Source organism: Micromonospora sp. DT229 (genome assembly GCF_049844505.1).
Classification (GTDB): domain Bacteria; phylum Actinomycetota; class Actinomycetes; order Mycobacteriales; family Micromonosporaceae; genus Micromonospora.
Genome location: NZ_JBNCLD010000023.1, coordinates 50,625 through 67,505 on the forward strand (window position 1 = coordinate 50,625; position 16,881 = coordinate 67,505).

Below are 16,881 nucleotides of genomic sequence, written 5' to 3' on the forward strand. Positions count from 1 at the left end.
ACCCACCCCACCGCCCGTTACCTTTTTGATCGTCCCCAGCCGGGGACTGCTCGGTCGCCCGGCTCGGTATGACTTACTGCCCCTGTCGTACGGATGATCCGGGGGGTGTTGTCGCCGGGCCGGGTGGCGTCGACGGACCGCTGATAGGGACACGGCCGCCCGCTCGGTTGGGGTAGGTCTCTTCGTAACGTGGCTGCCGGCAGTCGACGCCAGACTGGCGACCGAGACGGGAACGCGACGTCGCGGGGAGGCGATGCGATGCACGGCGACTACCAGGTGTTTCTCGGTCTTGATGTCGGCAAGGACGGCCATCACGCCGTCGCCCTCAGCCGGGACGGCAAGCGGCTGCACGACGCGGCGCTGGTCAACACCGAGGGCAAGCTGCGGCAGGTCTTCGACAAGCTGGCCAAGCACGGCCCGGTCCTGGTCGTGGTTGACCAGCCGGCCTCGATCGGAGCGCTGCCTGTCGCGGTCGCTCGTGCCTGCGGCCAGCAGGTCGCCTACCTGCCCGGGCTCGCGATGCGCCGGATCGCCGACCTGCATCCCGGCAGCGCGAAGACCGACGCCCGCGACGCCTACGTGATCGCTGATGCGGCCCGCACCATGCCGCACACGCTGCGCCGCGTCGACGTCGGCGACGAAGCCCTCGCCGAGCTGGAGGTACTGGTTGGCTTCGACGACGACCTGGCCGGTGAGGCCACCCGGCTGACCAACCGCATCCGCGGGCTGCTCACCCAGATTCATCCAGCTCTGGAGCGAGCTTTGGGCCAGAACATTCAGCACAAGGCCGTCTTGGAGCTGCTGTCGCGCTGCGGCGGCCCGGCCGGGCTGCGCAAGGCCGGACGCCGCAAACTGATGTCGATCGCGACCAAGAACGCGCCGCGCATGGGCGAACGCCTGGTCGAACGGATCACGACCGCGTTGGATGAGCAGACCGTCATCGTCCCGGGCACCGCCGCGGCCGAGACGATCCTGCCGAGGCTGGCCGACAGCCTGCGCGACGTGTTGCAACAGCGTGACCAGGTCGCCGCCGAAGTCGACAGGATGCTTGATGCGCACCCTCTTGCCGCGGTCCTGACCTCGATGCCCGGCATCGGCGTCAGGACCGCCGCAAGAATCCTGCTCGAAGTAGGCGACGGCACCTCGTTCGCCACCCCCGGACATTTGGCCGCCTACGCCGGCCTGGCACCGGTCACCCGACGCTCCGGCAGCAGCATCCGCGGCGAACACCCCGCCCGCGGCGGCAACAAACAGCTCAAACGCGCATTCTTCCTCGCCGCGTTCGCTGCCCTGGCCGACCCAGCCAGCCGTGCCTACTACGACCGCAAGAGAGCCCAAGGCAAACGCCACAACGCCGCCCTGATCTGCCTGGCCCGCCGCCGCATCGACGTCCTGTTCGCCATGCTCCGCGACAAGGTCCCTTACCAGCCGAGGCCAATCGTCGCGGTCACAACCGGCTGACCACACCAGGCACAATCCTCCGAATGAGCCGACCCCTGCTGCTGCTCGACGTCGACGGTGTCCTTAACCCCTACGGAACCACTCAGCCGCCGGCCGGCTACACCGAGCACCACCTGTTCCCTGAGGACGAGGAACCCGTTCGTGTCAACCCCACACACGGCGCCTGGATCACCGAAGCGAGCACCGTCCTGGACATCGCATGGGCCACAAGCTGGAACGACGAAGCCAACCAGCTTCTCGCTCCGCTTCTGCACATCACGGCCCTACCCGTGATCACCATGCCAGCCCCACCCTTCCACCCCAGCGACAAGATCCCACTCATTGCCGCCTACGCCCTGCAACGGCCCGCGGCATGGATCGATGACCTCCACACACCCGAAGCTCACAGCTGGGCCGCCACACGCACCAGCCCCACCCTGTTGATCACCACCGACCCGACGATCGGCCTCACCCGCGACGCCATCGACCACGTCATCGCCTGGGCCAAGACCCTCGACGCCCCATTGACAAACCCATAGGGACACCCCCCCGATCCGACAGGCACACCGCGCAGATCGCGGAAAAAGTCACCGTTGCGGGATAACAACACCGCCGGGGACGGAGTAACGTACATCACTGGAGAGGCCGCTCCCCCCGTGGCGGCCTCTCCCTTTTCGTCGCCGCGACCCCTGCCGCTGCGCACCGGCGGGTTCGGCCTGCCGGTCACCGTCGCCCCTGCTCAGCCGTCCCTTCGCGGCGCTGCCGATCCGGTCGGCGGGCCACTGACAGGCCGATGGGGAAGGGTCGCTAAGTTGTGCGGGTGCGCGTGACGCCCAGGGGTGGGACTGCGGTCTGGCTGGTCGGGTTGGCTCTGGTCCAGACGGCGGTCTTCATCGTGGTGTGGCGATTCGCCCTCTACAGCGAACTCGGGCAGTGGGTCGACACGGTGGCGCTGACCGGCAACCGGATCGGCCGCGACCACATCGACGAGCCGGTGAACCGGATCCTCAACGCGATGTCCGTGGTGTCGCTGCTGGGGGCCACGGTGATGATCGGGTTCATCGCCCTTATCCGGGGCCGGGTGGCCCTGGCGGTGGCGGCCACCCTGCTGATCGTCGGAGCCAACGTCACCACCCAGGTGCTGAAGTACGGACTGGTCCGGCCCGACTACGGCATCGACCCGGAACGGACGGGCGTCGGCAACAGCCTGCCCAGCGGGCACACCACGGTCGCCGCCTCCGTGGCGGTGGCGTTGGTGCTCGTGCTGCCGCCCAAGGCACGGGCCTTCGCCGCCGTGGTCGGTGCCGCCTACTCGGCGGTGGCCGGGGTGGCGACCCTCTCCGCGGGCTGGCACCGGCCCAGTGACGCGGTGGCCGCGTACCTGGTGGTCGGCGTGTGGGCGGCCCTGGCGGGCATCCTGCTGCTGGTCACCCAGCGGGAACAGGCGCAGGTGTCCTCCGCCGACGCGCACCGGGGGGTGGCGCTGCTGCTCGGCATCGGTGGGCTGCTGCTGGTCCTGGCCTGCGCGCTGGCGCTGTTCTGGCTGACCAGCCTGCGTCCCACCGCGGCGGCCGACCTGTCCCGCCAACCCCTGTTCGTCGGGTACGCCGGCAGCGCCGCCGGCATCGCCGGAACGATGGCAGTGGTCATGGCGCTGGCCATCTCCGCCGTGCATCGGATCGTCCCCCGCGACCAGGGCTGACCGCTGCCGGCCTGCACCTGCACGACAACCCTGACGGTGTGGAATCCCGCCGGACGGCCGGCCTTCACCCGGTCCCGGACGGCCGGCCTTCACCCGGTCCCGGCCACGCGGTGCCGACCACGTCGACTCGTCCCACCCGTGCCCCAACACCACCGCGTCCGGCCCTGCCCGCAAGATCGTGCTCGATCCAGGATCGAGTGGTTTCGTATGAAAACGAGGCCACTCGATCCAAGATTGAGCACGATCATGAACCGTCGGGAACGCCAGCGGTGCCTCGGGCTGACGATGAGGGATCAGCAGGTCCAGTGGAGGGTGGAGAGGTGATGGACGGGCGATCGGCGGTGTCCGTGACGGGGGCGCCCGAGGTGGGGGCGCCCGAGGTGGGGGACGCCGACCTCGTTCGGGCGGCTTTCCGCGAGGAGTGCCTGCGGCTCGGTGAGGTGCTGGCCACCCTCGATCCGAAGGACCTGGCCCGGCCGACCGGCTGCGTGCCGTGGACGGTGGCCGAACTGCTGGCACATGTCCGCACCGGTGCGGGCCGGCTGACCGACATGCTGGCCGCACCGGCGCCGACCGGTGCCCTGGTCGACGCCGCCGGCTACTTCGGCGCCGCCAAGTTCACCCCCGAGGTCGACGCCGCCCGCATCGAGTCGGCCCGCATCGAGTCGGCCCGCATCGAGTCGGCCCGCATCGAGTCGGCCCGCATCGAGTCGGCCCGCGCCGAGGCGGCTCGTGCCGAGTCCGTTCGCATCGAAGCCGCGGGTGGCGCTGCTCAGGCCGAGGCCGGTCGCATTGAGGCCGCTGGTGCCGCGTCGGCCCGTGCTGAGGCTGCTCCGGTCGAGGCGGCTCGGGTCGAGGTCGCTCTGGGCGGAGCGGCTCGGGCAGGAGACGGGCGGGACGAGGGTGGTGAGGAGAGCTTCGACTCGGACGGCACGCGTCGAGGGGTCGGGTCGGGTGCGGACTTCGACCGGGCATGGCGCGCTGCCCTCGCGGCCGTCGAGGCGTACCCACCGGACCGGGTGGTGCGCACCCGACACGACGATGCGATGACGGTGACGGAGTTCCTGCGTACCCGGGTGGTGGAAGTCGGGGTGCACGGCCTGGACCTGGCTGCGGCGCTGGACCGGCCGCCGTGGCTGACCACGGCCGCCAGCCGGGTCATCGCCGATCTGCTCACTGCGGGCCGCTCCCTGCCGGCGGAGCTGGGCTGGGACCGGCTGACCCTGATCGCCAAGGTGACCGGGCGCACTCCATGCAGCCTGGCCGAGCAGGCGGCACTCGCCCGGGTCGGCCTACCGCGGCTGGCCTTCGGCCGCTGATCCCCGCCGAGGGCGTGAGGCGTTACCGTGCCGACTCGGGCTGGCCGCCCAACCGGGCCGGGAAGTCACCGCCTGGGTCACGCTCCGCACTTCGGGGTGCGGGTACGTGGGGGAGGGCGGCACGCAGTTGGGCCAGCACCACCGGGTCGATGCGGCCGGGAGCCAGCCGCTCCTCCAGGTTCTCCAGCCCGGCCCACTCGACCAGCGCGTCCTGCGGGTCGGCCGGGTCGGCCGGGTAGCCGAGCGCGGTGAGCAGCCCGGCCACCTCGACGGCCACCGCCCCGGTCAGGTCGAGCAGGGTGGCCGGGTCGGGCCGGCTGAACATGAAGGTGTGCACGGCCAGCAGTCGGTCGAGTTCGGTGATCGGATCGGGGTGGTCGTCGACCCGCAGATCGATCATGAGATCGCCGGTGCCGCCGTACCCCCCGCCGCGTCGGACCACGACCAACCCGGCGCTCTGCTGGCCCCGTCGGTCGCCCCCGGCCTGCTGCCCGGCGCGCAGCGCGGCGAGCAGCCGCTGCGCGAAGGGCAGGTCGGTACGGGCCAGCCAGGTGTCCCGCAGGGCGTCGATCACCTCGGGGCCGGTGAGGATGTTGCCCTGAGCGGCCCAGCCGTCGCCCGCCTGGCCGCCCGCCCAGTCCCGGCAGTGCTCCCCGGTGTAGGTGGCACCGGGGCCGGTGGCGGCCACCACACCGACCTGGCGGTGATCGCGTTCCGGGTCGGCGGCCACCAGACCGGCCACCACACCGGCCGCCGTCACCCCGGTCCGCAGCAGGGCCATCCCCTGCGGCCGGTAGGCCAGGTTCACATGCGCCTGGGTGGCGATCGCGCCGAGGTCCGCCTCGGCCGCCGGGACCAGAGCGCCGGCGGCCAGGAAGCGGCTGGCCACGGCGACACCATGCAGGTGGCCGTCGGCGGAGCGGGCGACGAGCGAGAAGGTCACGCGGCAAGGTTAGCGCTGGTCACGGCCCTCTCCCTGGATCGGCGCAGCCGGTCGGTGGACCGGTAGGGCACCAAGATCTTGCTAGGGAGGCCCCCCGCCGGGCAGGATCGATCGATGACGACACGATGGGCGATGACGGTGCCCCTGGACGGGGTGGGGCTGGCCGACCACGCCGCGGTGTACGCGGCCCTCGCCGAGGCGGGCTTCACCGAGGTGTGGTCCTCCGAGGTCAACGGGGCCGACGCCTTCACCCCCCTGGCGTTGGCCGCCGCCTGGCAGCCGCAGCTACGGCTGGGCACCGCGATCGCGCCGGTGTTCACCCGTGGACCCGGACTGCTGGCGATGAGCGCCGCCGCCCTGGCCGACGTGGCACCGGGTCGGTTCGCGCTGGGCATCGGGGCCTCCTCGCCGGTGCTGGTGTCCGACTGGAACGCGATCGAGTTCACCGAGCCGTTCCGGCGTACCCGGGACGTGTTGCGGTTCCTGCGGGCGGCGCTGCGGGGGGAGACCGTCGACGGGGCCTTCGACACCTTCGCGGTGCGGCGGTTCAGCCTGCAGAGGCCGCCGGCCGTACCCCCGCCGGTGCTGCTGGGCGCGCTGCGGCCGGGCATGCTGCGGCTGGCCGCCGCCGAGGCCGACGGGGTGATCCTCAACTGGCTGGCCGCCACCGACGTCCCCCGGGCGATGGCCGAACTGGGCGAGCGCCGCCCGCAGTTCGAGGTGGTGGCCCGCATCTTCGTCTGCCCCACCGAGGACGCCGAGTACGCCCGCACCCTGGGCCGACGCATGATCACCAGCTATCTGACCGTGCCCGCGTACGCGGAATTCCATCGCTGGCTCGGCCGCCAGGAGGCGCTGGCGCCGATGTGGCAGGCCTGGGCGGCCGGTGACCGGCGGGGCGCCCTGGCCGCCATACCGGACGAGGTGGTCGACGCGCTGATCGTGCACGGCTCACCCGAGCAGTGCCGGGCCCAGGTCCGCCGCTACGCCGAGGCCGGAGTGGACGTCCCCGTGATGGCCCTGCTGCCCACCCCCGAACTGGCGGCCGGCGGGGTGGCGGCCCGGACGACCATGATCGCCCGGCTCGGCCCCGACACCGGGGAGTCGACCTGAGCCCGACCCGGCGGCGCTGATCACCTCTCAGTCTCACCAGCGCAGCGGCCCCGGGTGCACCGACCAGAGCAACCGCCGCCACCGGGGCCGGTCGGCGCGCAGCGCCTGGGTGCAGGCCGTGGCCGCCTCGGCGGCGGCCTCGGCCTGCGCCTCGGTCACCTGACCGGGGGCGAACCCGACCTGGTTGACCAGCCGAGCCAGTTCCTCCACCGCCCGGTGAGCGGCCTCATCCCGAGGCCCGGCCCGACCCACCGCGCCCTCGGGATGAGCCCCGGCTCGGCCCACCCCCGACTGAGGCCCGGCCCGACCCACCGCGCCCTCGGGATGAGCCCCGGCTCGGCCCACCCCCGACTGAGGCCCGGCCTGGCCCGCTGCGGCCGGTAGCAGTGCTGCGTCGGACAGGGCGCGGCGGGTCGCCTCGGCGACCTCGGTGGCGGACAGGTCGGCGGGGACCGGCCGCCCGGCCAGCCGCAGGGCGTCGGTCAGCTCCCGCCAGGCTCCGGCGACCCGCAGGTCGGCCGGGCCCCGGTGCAGCCGGTTGCGGGTCAGCGTGCGACGCATCCCGGCCAGGACGGCCAGCGCCGCCACGACCAGCAGCAGAAACCCCCCGGTGACGGCGGTGACCAGGACCGGGGTGGACACCCCCGGTCGACCCTCGCCCTCCTCGGGAGCGGCCTGCGGTGGGGGAGTGGTGCTCGGCTCCACGGTCGGCTCCGGCTGCTCCGAGGGCGGCGGCTTCTCCGGCTGCGGCCGGAAGTCCTCCTCCACCGGCCGGGGCTCGTCCTCCGGCCGGGGCAGGGGGTCGAAGGGCACCCAGCCCACCCCCTCGAAAAGCACCTCCGGCCAGGCGTAGGCGTCACCCGCCCGCACCGGCCCGTCACCCGGGGCGGCGAACCCGACCACCACCCGGGTCGGCAACCCGGCCAACCGGCCCAGCACCGCGAAGGACGCCGCGAACTGTTCGGAGGTACCCCGCTGTCCGCCGCCGTTGCGCGGGCCGAACAGGAAGAACGCCAGATTCGGGTACGCGTGGCCACTGGGGGCGTCGGCGACCAGCCGGTAGTGCTCCGCCAGCCACTGCTCGATCGCCATCGCCCGGGCGTACGGGGCGCCGTTGTCCTGGGCCAACTGGGTGGCCAGCCGGTGCAACTGCTCGGGCGCACCCTCCGGCACCTGGAGCACCCGGGCCACCTCGTCACCGGCCGGGGTGTTCGCGGTGGCCAGCAGGTTCGCATCCGGGCGTTCCCGGGCGGAGGTCACCGTGTAGCGCAACCCCGGACTGAGCCCGTCGGGACGGATCAGGGTGCCGGTGCCCGGGTCGTACGCCACCCGGGCGCCGCTGACCTCGCGGGGAGTGGGCACCGCCGGCAGCAACTGTCCACTGAGCTCACCGATGGTGATCTCCTGCCGGACGGTCTCCACGGTGGCGTGCGGCGCCGGTGGCACGGTGGGCAGGATCCGACCGGCGTTGCGGTAGGTGGCCCCGACCCGCCAGGTCACCCCGTCGTAGTCACTGAGCACGGCCAGCCGGATCCGGGTCCCCCCACCGGCACCGGCGGTCTTCACCTGGAACAGCTGCTGGTCGGGGTTGAGCGCCCACCCGGAGATCCGGATCAACGGGTTCTCGTCCAAGGTCTGGACCTGCGGCGGTTCCACGTAGCGGCGGGGGTCCACCGGCCGCACCTCCACCAGGGCGGCCACCGCCGGGCCCAGCAGGGTCGTCGCCGCGACCACCACCGCCGTACCGGCGGCCGAGGTCACCGCCAACCGGGTCCGCACCCCGGACGGCACCGTCGGCGCCGGACCGTCGACCGGGTCACCCTCGCGTCGGGTCGAGGCGGCCAGTCCGAGCCCGGCCACCACCACCAGCGCCACGGTCGGGCCGATCGCCGGCTCGGCGTTCGGCCCGACCACGTACACCGCCCCGACGTGCAGCAGCACCGGCGGCAGGTAACCCAGCAGCACCCGGCCGGCGCGCAACGCCACCTCCGCGCCGGCCAACCCCGCCAGCCAGGCGCCCACCACCGGCACCAGGACGGTGTCCGGGACCGGTTCCACCGGGATCATCGCGGTCAACAGCCGGGGAATGCCGTTCCCGGCGGCGTCCCGGACCACCTCGGCGAAACCGCCCGGCAACCCGGCCCGGTCAGCGGTCAGGTACAGACACCACCCCGTCCAACCGACCATCACCAGCACCGACACCGGGGCGACCAGCCAGGAGGGCAGTCGCCGCGCCGCCACCGAGACCAGCACCGAGCCGAGGGCAGCCCCGGCCACCAGGAGGGTCAGCAGGGAGCCCGCGTACACCCGGTCCAGGGTCACCCCGGCCAGGACGACCATGCCGACCAACGCGGTCGGCACCGCCAGGGCCCGCAGCAGCCTCACCACCGACGCACCCCGTCCCACTCGGCGGCGAAGGCCGCCCCGTCGGCCGCGTCCACCACGAGCAGGCCGCCGGTACCCGCCGGGGTCGGTTCCGTCGCCCCGAAAACCCCTACCACCACCGAGGGGTACGCCCCACGCAGGGCGCCGACGTGTCCCAGGTCCTCGCGCCCACCCGGCCCGGTGAGCACGACGAGGGTGTCGCCGAGGCGCTCCCGGCGCAGCCGGGCCACCGCGGCCTCAAGGGTGCCCTCGCCGGTCAGCGAGACCGCCGCCAACCGGTCCAGCGGCCCGGTCGGTCCCCCCTGGACCGTCCCGTTGCCGTGGGCCGCTTGGCCCTCGTGCCCGGGGCCCGCCTCGGCCAGGTCAGCCGGGGCGGCGACGAACAGCAGCACCACCGGCAGGTCCTCCCGTACCGCCGCGGTGACCACCGAGGCGGCGGCCTCACAGGCCGACTCGAACGACTCGGCCGTCCCGCGTACCCGCTGCGGATGCGCGACCGTCCGGTTGTCCAGCAGCACCACGATCCGGGGCAGGCTGGTGTCCACGTTCTCCCGCACCATCAGCTCACCGACCCGGGCGCTGGTACGCCAGTGCACCCGCCGCAGCTCGTCGCCGACGACGTACTCCCGCAAGGAGTCGAAGGTGATCGAGCCGTGCGGCACCGCGTCGACCTGCCCGTCCAGGCTGCGGCCGGCACCGGTGGGCACCGCCCGCAACGGGTGGACGCGGGGGTGCACCCACACCGGCACACTGTCGCCGTAGGTGCGGGCCAACACGACCAGACCCAGGGGATCACGGCGGGTCACCCGCAGCGGGCCCACCGGCACCACCCCCCGGCGGGCGGTCGGCACCTGGTAGCGGACCGTGGTGTCCGCACCCGGGCGTAGCCGCAGCACCGGCACCGGTACCACCTGGTCGCCGCAGCGGTCGACGGCCAGCAGACTCGCCGCACCCAGCCGACCGGTGTTGCGCAGAGTCAAGGTCATCGTCGCCGGCTCACCCCGCGCCACCCGGTCCGGATCCGCCTGCCGCCGCACCTGCAACCGGGGCCGCCATGCGGCCGTCAGCACCGCGATCGCCACGGCGACCCCGGCCGCCGCGCCCAGCACGGTCAACTCCGGGTACCCGAAACGGAAGCCGGTCCCGAGCAGCAGCACCCCGGCGACGAGCAGACCGATGCCCCGGGCGGTGATTCCCACGCCTTCCCCGCCGATCAGGGGTACGCCGAGGCCGGCTGCCCCGACGGCAGCGGCACCGGCACGGACGCGATGGCCTGACGCAGCACCTCCCCGGCGGTCATCCCACGGACCTGGGCGTCCGGAGTGAGCAGCAGCCGGTGGGCGAAGACCGGCTCGGCCAGGGCCTTCAGATCCTCCGGCATGATCCAACCTCGGCCGTCGACCAGGGCGTACGCACACGCCGCCCGGGTCAGGGCGATCACCCCACGGGGACTGACCCCGACCCGCACCTGCGGATGGGTACGGGTGGCCGCGGCCAGCCGCACCGCGTACGTGTAAAGGGGCTCGGCGATGTGCACCCGCCGGGCCATCCGGACCATCTCCCCGATCGTGGCCGTGTCGGTGACCGGGGCCAGGGCCTCGGGGGAGCGGACCGTGGCCCCGCGCAGCACCTCCACCTCGACTGCCTCGTCGGGGTAGCCGACGGAGAGCTTGACCAGGAACCGGTCCAGCTGGGCCTCCGGCAGCCGGTAGGTGCCGTCCATCTCCACCGGGTTCTGGGTCGCCACCACCAGGAACGGCTGCGGCACCGGATGGCGTACCCCGTCCACGGTGACCGTCCGCTCCTCCATCACCTCCAGCAACGCCGACTGGGTCTTCGGCGAGGCCCGGTTGATCTCGTCGGCGATGACGATGTTGGCGAACACCGGACCGGCGTGGAACTCGAACCCCCGGGTGGCCTGGTTGAAGATGGTCACCCCGGACACGTCCGAGGGCAGCAGGTCGGGCGTGAACTGGATGCGCCGCCACTGCCCCTTCACCGTGGCCGCGATGGCCCGGGCCAGGGTCGTCTTACCCACCCCGGGCACGTCTTCGAGCAGTACGTGCCCCTGGGCGAACAGCGCCGTCAACGCCAGCCGGACCACCTGCGGCTTACCGAGCACCACGGAGTTGACGGTCTCGGCCAGCCGGGCGGCCAGGGCGGCGAAGCCCTGCACCTCCTGCTGGTTGAGGGGTTCCTGGCTGTTCACGGCGGTGCTCCTTGCCTGGGGGCGGATCAGCAGGTGGGCAGGACGTTGATCTTGTCGCCGCCCTCCAGGTTCAACCAGACCCACGGGATGTAGTTGCGTCCGCTGTACTCGACCCGCACCCACCAGGTGCTGCGCTTGTCGTCGTTGTAGACGTACGCGTACACCTCCTCGCCGCGGACCCGGCACAGCGCCTTCAGACGGGTCCCCGGCTTGGCCCAGCCGACCTGCCGGTCGTTGTCCTGCCGGGGCACCGAGAAGATCTCGTTGCCGTTGCGGCCGTCGCGGTCCCGGTCGCAGTAGGTGCGCTGCTCCGGCTCGCTGCCGTTGACACAGGTGGCGATGCCGTAGAGGGCGTCGGTCTGCTGGGCCCGGGTGGCCGTACCCGACCCGGCAGCGTTGGTGGCCGTAACCGTGAAGGTGTAACGGGTACCCGGGGTCAGTCCATCCATGGTGATCCGCGAACACGGGCCGCTGACGGCCGGCTCACCGGAGCGGGTCAGGGTGCAGGTCGCCTGCCCACCGCCGGCATCCACCGTGAAGGCCACCGTCGCCGAGGTGGCGGTCGCCGAGGAGCCGGTCACGGTCACCCGGGGCGGGGCCACCGTCCGCGCCGTCGTCGTCGCCTGCGGCCCCTCACCGGCCTCGTTGACCGCCCGGACCCGGACGGTCACGTTCTGCCCGTCACCCAGGCCCTCCACCCGCGTGCGGGTGTCGGTGACCTCGGTGCGCTTGTCGCCCACCTCCACCAGGTACCCGGTGATCGGCCGGCCGTTGGCCTCCGCCGGTGCCCACTGCACCGCCACCGTGCCCGGCCGGTCCGCCACCGTGCTGGCGGTCAACTCCACCGGCTCCCCGGGGACGGTGAACGGCACCACGGTGTCGCTGACCGGCGAAGACTCCGACGCCGCACCCTTGTCGTCTACCGCCACCACGGTGAAGGCGTACTGGGTGCCGTACTCCAACTCGCCGGCCTCGATCACCAACTCGGTGCCCTCGGACTCCCCGGCCGGGGCGTTCGCACCCGCCGAGGTGGCCGTCACCGCGTACCGGGCGATCTTGTTGCCCTGCCCGTTCGCCTCCGGCCATTTCACCACCACGGTGCCGTCCGGCCGGGCCTGCGCGGAGACGCTCGTCGGCGGGTCCGGCACCTCCGCGGTCGGGGTGACCGGGTTGCTCTTGCGGGACGGACCCGCACCCTTCGCGTTCACCGCATGCACCGAGAAGGTGTACGTCTCCCCGTTGGTCAGCTCCTTGACCTGCACCGACCGCTGGTTGGCACCCACCTCCAGACGCTGCCCGGCACCCTCCACCACATAACGGGTGATCTCCGCACCGTTGGGCGCCGCCGGGCGCCAACTCACCCGCGCCTGCGCGTCACCGGCCGAGGCGGTCACGCTGCGCGGCGCCCCCGGCTTGCTGACCTGGGGCTTCTTCGGCGGGGGAGGCGGGGGTGGCGGCGCCTCCTCCGGCGGGTCACCACCGAGCACGTCATTGGCGTACTTGTCGACCTCACGCACCTCGTGCCGGTCGTTGACCACCCGGGCGGTCGCCGCGTTCGGCGCGTTGATGAAAAGGTGGTTCTCCCGCACCTCCAACTCCAGCGGCCCACCCCAACGGCCCCGGATGGTGTCCACCACCTGGCCGGTCGCGTCGAAGGCGTACACCACCCCGGCCGCGTCGTCGGCACAGTAGATGCGACCCGCCCAGGCCACCGCGGCACCCAACCGGTCACCCTCACCCGGCACCGTGAACGACCGCACCTCGCCCTCGGTGACCGCGTGCACCTGCCGCTCACCGGGCACCGTCACCGGCACCACCGGTCCGCTGGTGCGCGTCGGCAAGGTGCCCGGCCGGGCCAACTGCTCACCCAAGGGGGTACGACGGGTCTCCCCACGGACCACCGTGACCAGACTCCCGGCCGTACGATCCAGCACCGCCACCCCGTCATCCAGGGTGGAGACCACCAACTCGTGGCTGGGCTCGGCCACGTCATGGGTCTCGACCTTGCTGGGGGAGACCGACGCATCCGCTGCCGCCGAGGCGGGCAGCCGGGCGGCCGTGATCGCCGACACCGTGCCCTCGGCCGGCACCGCGATCCACAACCGACCCTTACCGTCGAAGGTGCCACCGGTGATACCCGGCGGGTACCGCACCGGCTCACCCACCGGGGCCAGGGACCGGGGATCCAACTGCCGCACCACACCCTGCACCGCGTCCACCACGAACGCGGCATCCTCGTGCAAGGCCACACTGACCCCCAGCCCGGGGGTGGTCGGGGTGGTCGCGGTGATCTGCAAGGTGGCCAGGTCCAGGGCGCTGATCTGACCGGTGTGCAGGTCACGCAGCACCAGCATCCGATCCGTCTGCACCACCTGCATCGGGTGCCGCCGGGCGGCGGGCACCTCCATCCGGGTGTCCACCCGGGCGGTCACCCCGTTGACCCGGGCCAGTTCGCTGCGGGTCGCACTCCACAACCAGGAACTGGCGTCGTAGCTGGCCACCGCATTGTCCGCCGAACCCAGTCCGAGCACGGTGAGGCCCATCGCCGCCAGGAGGGCCAGCACCGTGGCCACGGTGACCAGACCACCCCGCAGTCGGGACCGGGATCGGGTCGCGCGGGCCGGATCGACCTCGTCCATGATCGCCATAGCTGGCGCCTCCCGTGTCGTCCTGGCAGGTGGCGCCCCCCGTACGGCGACCCCTCCCCTGAGCCGGGAGCCATCATATGGTCACGCTACGAACGCCGGGTACCCGCATTGTCCGCTGCCGGACACCCAGGGTGGCGTGTCGTCGGCGTGTCCTGGCTGCACTGTCGGACCGCGACGGTGCCCCGGTCAGTCGGCCGGACCGTCGCTCTTGCGGCTGGTACACACCTGGCCGGAGGTGGCGAACTGGTCGGTGCCGTAGACGGCGAGCACGGTGAAGCAGTAGTCCACCCGGGAATTCAGTCCGTTCACGGTGTACCTGGTCTCCCCGGGACTCACGGTGGCCATCACCCCCAGCGGCTGACCGGAGCGCCCCCCGGCCACCATGAAGGGCACCAGCCCGTCCGCCGGGTCGGTCCAGGTCAACGTGATCGTGGCGGTGTCGTCGCGCAACACGAGTTGGGTGGGCGGCGCACCGCCCTGCGGCTGCCCCGACGAGGTTGGTGTTGTCGGCGTAGCGCCGGACCACCGATCGAGGAGCATCAACCCGACCCCGATCACCGCCGCGAGCGCCACCACCACCGCGATCACCGCCACCACCACCGCCGCCCGACTACGGCCACGCGCCGGCTCCCCCTGGTACCCCGGTTGGGCCGGTTGTTGCCCCCATCCCCCCGAGTGGGCCGGCCCACCGGAGACGGGCGGGGGATAGGCCTGCGCCGTCGGATAGGCCCCGGGCTGCCCGGGTGCAGCCGAGGGCGATGCCGGGGGGTACGCCTGCTGCCCCGGTGGCGGGTACGTGTGCTGCCCGGGCGGTGGGCCTGCCTGCTGTGCGGGTGGTGAGTACGCCTGCTGCTGTGCGGGAGTCGGGTGCGTCTGCTGCGTCGGTGGTGGGTAGGCCTGAGCTGCGGGCGGGTGCTGGGGGTAGGCAGAAGGCGCGGGCTCCGGCGGGTAGGCGCTACCCGGGTACTGCTGCTGACCGTCACCCAGGGGCGACCCGGGTGGGCTGCTGACCGGGTAACCGTGTCGCGCCCCACCGGTCGGACCGTACGGCGATGGTCCATCGACCGGCCCGGGACCGGATGGGGTGATCATGCCGTGCTGGTCCGGCTGCGCACCGGCCGTTCCGAACGGGAACGGCACCCGGCCCGGAGGGCCGCTGGTCGGTCCCGGCTGGGGCAGGGCGGCGGTCAACTCGTGCGCCGGTGGGCCGCCCGGCGCGGATCCTCCTGCCCCGCCGAACCCGGGCACCTGGTGCCTCGGAGACTGCGGCCGGGACAGATCGACGGTTGGTGCGGAAGGCGGTGCACTGACGGACGCCGCGCTGTCCGGTGGCCCGCTGCTCGGTGGTGCGCTGACGGGCGCCGCGTTGTTCGGTGGCCCGCTGACCGGTGGTCCGCTGTCCGGTGGTGCGCTGACGGGGGTCGCGCTGGCCGGTGCCGCGCTGGTGGGCGAGCCGGCGCTCGGTGGTCCGCTGGTGGGTGAGGAGGCATGGACCCCCGGTGTCCTGACCTGCTCACCGGGGCCGCGCCGGGCCGCCTCCTCGGCCAACAGCGGCCCGATCTGCTGGACCGCGATCGTGGGATTCGCCCACTGCGGCGTGGCCGGCCCTGCCGGTCGGTCGACACCCTGCTGCACCGGGTCGGTAGGCAGTGATGTCGTCGGCCTGCCGATCGCTTCCGTGTCCTCCACCGCCCCCGGCAACGGTGCCGTGCGGGACCCCGCCGCGGATGACCCCTCCGCCGGCGCACCCGCCTCAGGTAGCGCCGGGACGGGCACGAAAGGCCGGGTGGGCTCATCGTGGTAGCCGGTCCTGGGGGCGGGCACCAGCGGCACCGTCGGTGCCGGTCGCACCGGAGCCGGCGGCGCACTGACCCGCGGTGCGCTGCTGACGGGTGGCGCGCTCGTGACCGGCGGCACGACCCTCGGGGAGGGCGACGGCACCGGCGGGACCGTCGGCGCGGGAGGCGACACAACGGGCACCGGGGGGACGGCCGGGACATCGGGAGTCACCGGACGCAGCGGGGCGGTGGCGGTGGCCGCGTCGTGCGGCTGCCAGGCGGTCGACAGGACTGCCAAGGACATCGTCGGTTCGGCGAGAGCGTCATGCGGCGCCGGGCCGACCGCACTGGGCTGACCGGCAGGGGGAACCGCCGGCGCAAGCGCGGGCGCGGCATCGCCGAGATACTCGCGGGCCGCCCGTACCGCAGGATGATCCACACCGAGCACGGCGGGGCCGGCGGTAGCGACGCGCAGGTAGTTCCGTCGGGCCTCATGCCGGTTACCCAGCTCGGCCGCGACGGACCCCAACTCGTACGACAAGGCCAGCATCAGCGGATCCGAGGTCGGCCATCGCCGCTCACCGGCCGCGAACGCCTCCTCCAGCACCCGGCGGGCGGCGCTGGGGTCGTCCGCCTCCCGGTGCAGTCGAGCCAGCAGGTGCGCGGTGCTGAGGACGTCCGGATGATCCTTGCCGAACGGCGGTCGGGCAGACTCGAAGGCGTCGCTGAGCAGGTCACGGGCTGCGGCAAGGTTGCCCGCCCCGCGCAGTGCTAAGGCGCGCTGCTGGGTGATGGCCAGGGGAGAGGCATGGGGCACGTGGCCCATGCTGCCGGGTACCGCCGCCATGCCGCTACCCGACCCGGGTACGTCCTACGCGCTGCCACAACCCGGCTGCTCCGCGCACCGGTGGGCGGCGGACACCGATGTGCATGATCCATCTGGGGCGTGTACAGTAACTCCCCGTGCGGTCCACTGGGCTGGCCTTCGGATGGTGGACCACCGAGGGCGGCAGAGTAGGCTGAACGAAGCAAGTCCGGGTGGCGGAATGGCAGACGCGCTAGCTTGAGGTGCTAGTGCCCGTATAGGGCGTGGGGGTTCAAGTCCCCCCTCGGACACAGTTTCCCCGCATATCTGCGTGATGTGACGTACCGGTGGTCAAACCCGTTTGACCACCGGACTCCAGTTCCCAGCGTTGTCTTCCCCGCCTCGTCTCGGGGGTGGTCGTGGTGACTACCCGGGTCGTGGCAGCGGTTGTACCGCCCTCGATTCCTGCTGGGCCGAGGGGTGAGCCGATCAACGGTCGGCGTGCCTTGCCGGTTGCGCAGCTTGCTCCCGAGGCGCGG

General features: G+C 72.8%; 10 protein-coding genes, 1 tRNA gene and 2 pseudogenes. 7 read left to right on the forward strand and 6 right to left on the reverse strand.

Annotated features, from left to right (window positions below; all coding sequences use genetic code 11):
• Positions 1–258 precede the first annotated feature (258 nt).
• From ACLQ2T_RS26090 to ACLQ2T_RS26110, 5 genes and pseudogenes are all read left to right on the forward strand, one after another.
• Positions 259–1,461, forward strand: a complete 1,203-nt coding sequence (locus ACLQ2T_RS26090) for an IS110 family transposase (protein ID WP_425768996.1) — start codon at positions 259–261, stop codon at positions 1,459–1,461.
• A 23-nt stretch (positions 1,462–1,484) separates the two neighbouring features.
• Positions 1,485–1,979, forward strand: coding sequence for an HAD domain-containing protein (locus tag ACLQ2T_RS26095; RefSeq protein WP_155222115.1), 495 nt, complete (start codon positions 1,485–1,487; stop codon positions 1,977–1,979).
• A gap of 275 nt (positions 1,980–2,254) precedes the next feature.
• The gene (locus tag ACLQ2T_RS26100; RefSeq protein ID WP_425768997.1) at positions 2,255–3,142 is read left to right on the forward strand and encodes a phosphatase PAP2 family protein; all 888 of its coding nucleotides are present in this window, start codon (positions 2,255–2,257) and stop codon (positions 3,140–3,142) included.
• A gap of 323 nt (positions 3,143–3,465) precedes the next feature.
• Positions 3,466–3,801: pseudogene (locus tag ACLQ2T_RS26105) on the forward strand (maleylpyruvate isomerase N-terminal domain-containing protein); the annotation flags it as partial.
• A 129-nt stretch (positions 3,802–3,930) separates the two neighbouring features.
• A pseudogene (locus ACLQ2T_RS26110) lies at positions 3,931–4,461 on the forward strand (maleylpyruvate isomerase N-terminal domain-containing protein); the annotation flags it as partial.
• A 22-nt stretch (positions 4,462–4,483) separates the two neighbouring features.
• On the opposite strand, the gene ACLQ2T_RS26115 reads toward ACLQ2T_RS26110, so the two are convergent.
• The gene (locus ACLQ2T_RS26115) at positions 4,484–5,404 is read right to left on the reverse strand and encodes a DUF1028 domain-containing protein (RefSeq protein ID WP_425768998.1); all 921 of its coding nucleotides are present in this window, start codon (positions 5,402–5,404) and stop codon (positions 4,484–4,486) included.
• A 132-nt stretch (positions 5,405–5,536) separates the two neighbouring features.
• On the opposite strand from ACLQ2T_RS26115, the gene ACLQ2T_RS26120 reads away from it, so the two are divergent.
• On the forward strand, positions 5,537–6,517 hold the full coding sequence (locus ACLQ2T_RS26120) for an LLM class F420-dependent oxidoreductase (RefSeq protein ID WP_425769025.1): 981 nt from the start codon (positions 5,537–5,539) through the stop codon (positions 6,515–6,517).
• Positions 6,518–6,550: 33 nt separating this feature from the next.
• On the opposite strand, the gene ACLQ2T_RS26125 is transcribed toward ACLQ2T_RS26120, so the two are convergent.
• The 5 genes from ACLQ2T_RS26125 to ACLQ2T_RS26145 form a co-directional block, all read right to left on the reverse strand.
• On the reverse strand, positions 6,551–8,857 hold the full coding sequence (locus ACLQ2T_RS26125) for a transglutaminaseTgpA domain-containing protein (RefSeq protein WP_425769026.1): 2,307 nt from the start codon (positions 8,855–8,857) through the stop codon (positions 6,551–6,553).
• 41 nt (positions 8,858–8,898) lie between these two features.
• On the reverse strand, positions 8,899–10,101 hold the full coding sequence (locus tag ACLQ2T_RS26130; protein WP_425768999.1) for a DUF58 domain-containing protein: 1,203 nt from the start codon (positions 10,099–10,101) through the stop codon (positions 8,899–8,901).
• 14 nt (positions 10,102–10,115) lie between these two features.
• Entirely contained in the window at positions 10,116–11,111 is a 996-nt protein-coding gene (locus tag ACLQ2T_RS26135; protein ID WP_425769000.1) for an AAA family ATPase, read from the reverse strand.
• 26 nt (positions 11,112–11,137) lie between these two features.
• The gene (locus ACLQ2T_RS26140; RefSeq protein WP_425769001.1) at positions 11,138–13,759 is read right to left on the reverse strand and encodes a fibronectin type III domain-containing protein; all 2,622 of its coding nucleotides are present in this window, start codon (positions 13,757–13,759) and stop codon (positions 11,138–11,140) included.
• Positions 13,760–13,945: 186 nt separating this feature from the next.
• Complete coding sequence (locus ACLQ2T_RS26145; RefSeq protein ID WP_425769002.1) at positions 13,946–16,384, reverse strand: tetratricopeptide repeat protein; 2,439 nt, start codon at positions 16,382–16,384, stop codon at positions 13,946–13,948.
• Between the two features lie 185 nt (positions 16,385–16,569).
• Here ACLQ2T_RS26145 and ACLQ2T_RS26150 point away from each other — a divergent pair.
• A tRNA-Leu gene (locus ACLQ2T_RS26150) sits at positions 16,570–16,653 on the forward strand.
• Positions 16,654–16,881: the final 228 nt, after the last annotated feature.

Coding starts and splice junctions, on each gene's coding strand:
- ACLQ2T_RS26090 (WP_425768996.1), top strand. CDS start 259: ATGCACGGCGACTACCAGGTGTTTCTCGGTCTTGATGTCGGCAAGGAC.
- ACLQ2T_RS26095 (WP_155222115.1), top strand. CDS start 1,485: ATGAGCCGACCCCTGCTGCTGCTCGACGTCGACGGTGTCCTTAACCCC.
- ACLQ2T_RS26120 (WP_425769025.1), top strand. CDS start 5,537: ATGACGGTGCCCCTGGACGGGGTGGGGCTGGCCGACCACGCCGCGGTG.
- ACLQ2T_RS26125 (WP_425769026.1), bottom strand. CDS start 8,857: ATGGTCGTCCTGGCCGGGGTGACCCTGGACCGGGTGTACGCGGGCTCC.
- ACLQ2T_RS26140 (WP_425769001.1), bottom strand. CDS start 13,759: ATGGCGATCATGGACGAGGTCGATCCGGCCCGCGCGACCCGATCCCGG.
- ACLQ2T_RS26145 (WP_425769002.1), bottom strand. CDS start 16,384: ATGGCGGCGGTACCCGGCAGCATGGGCCACGTGCCCCATGCCTCTCCC.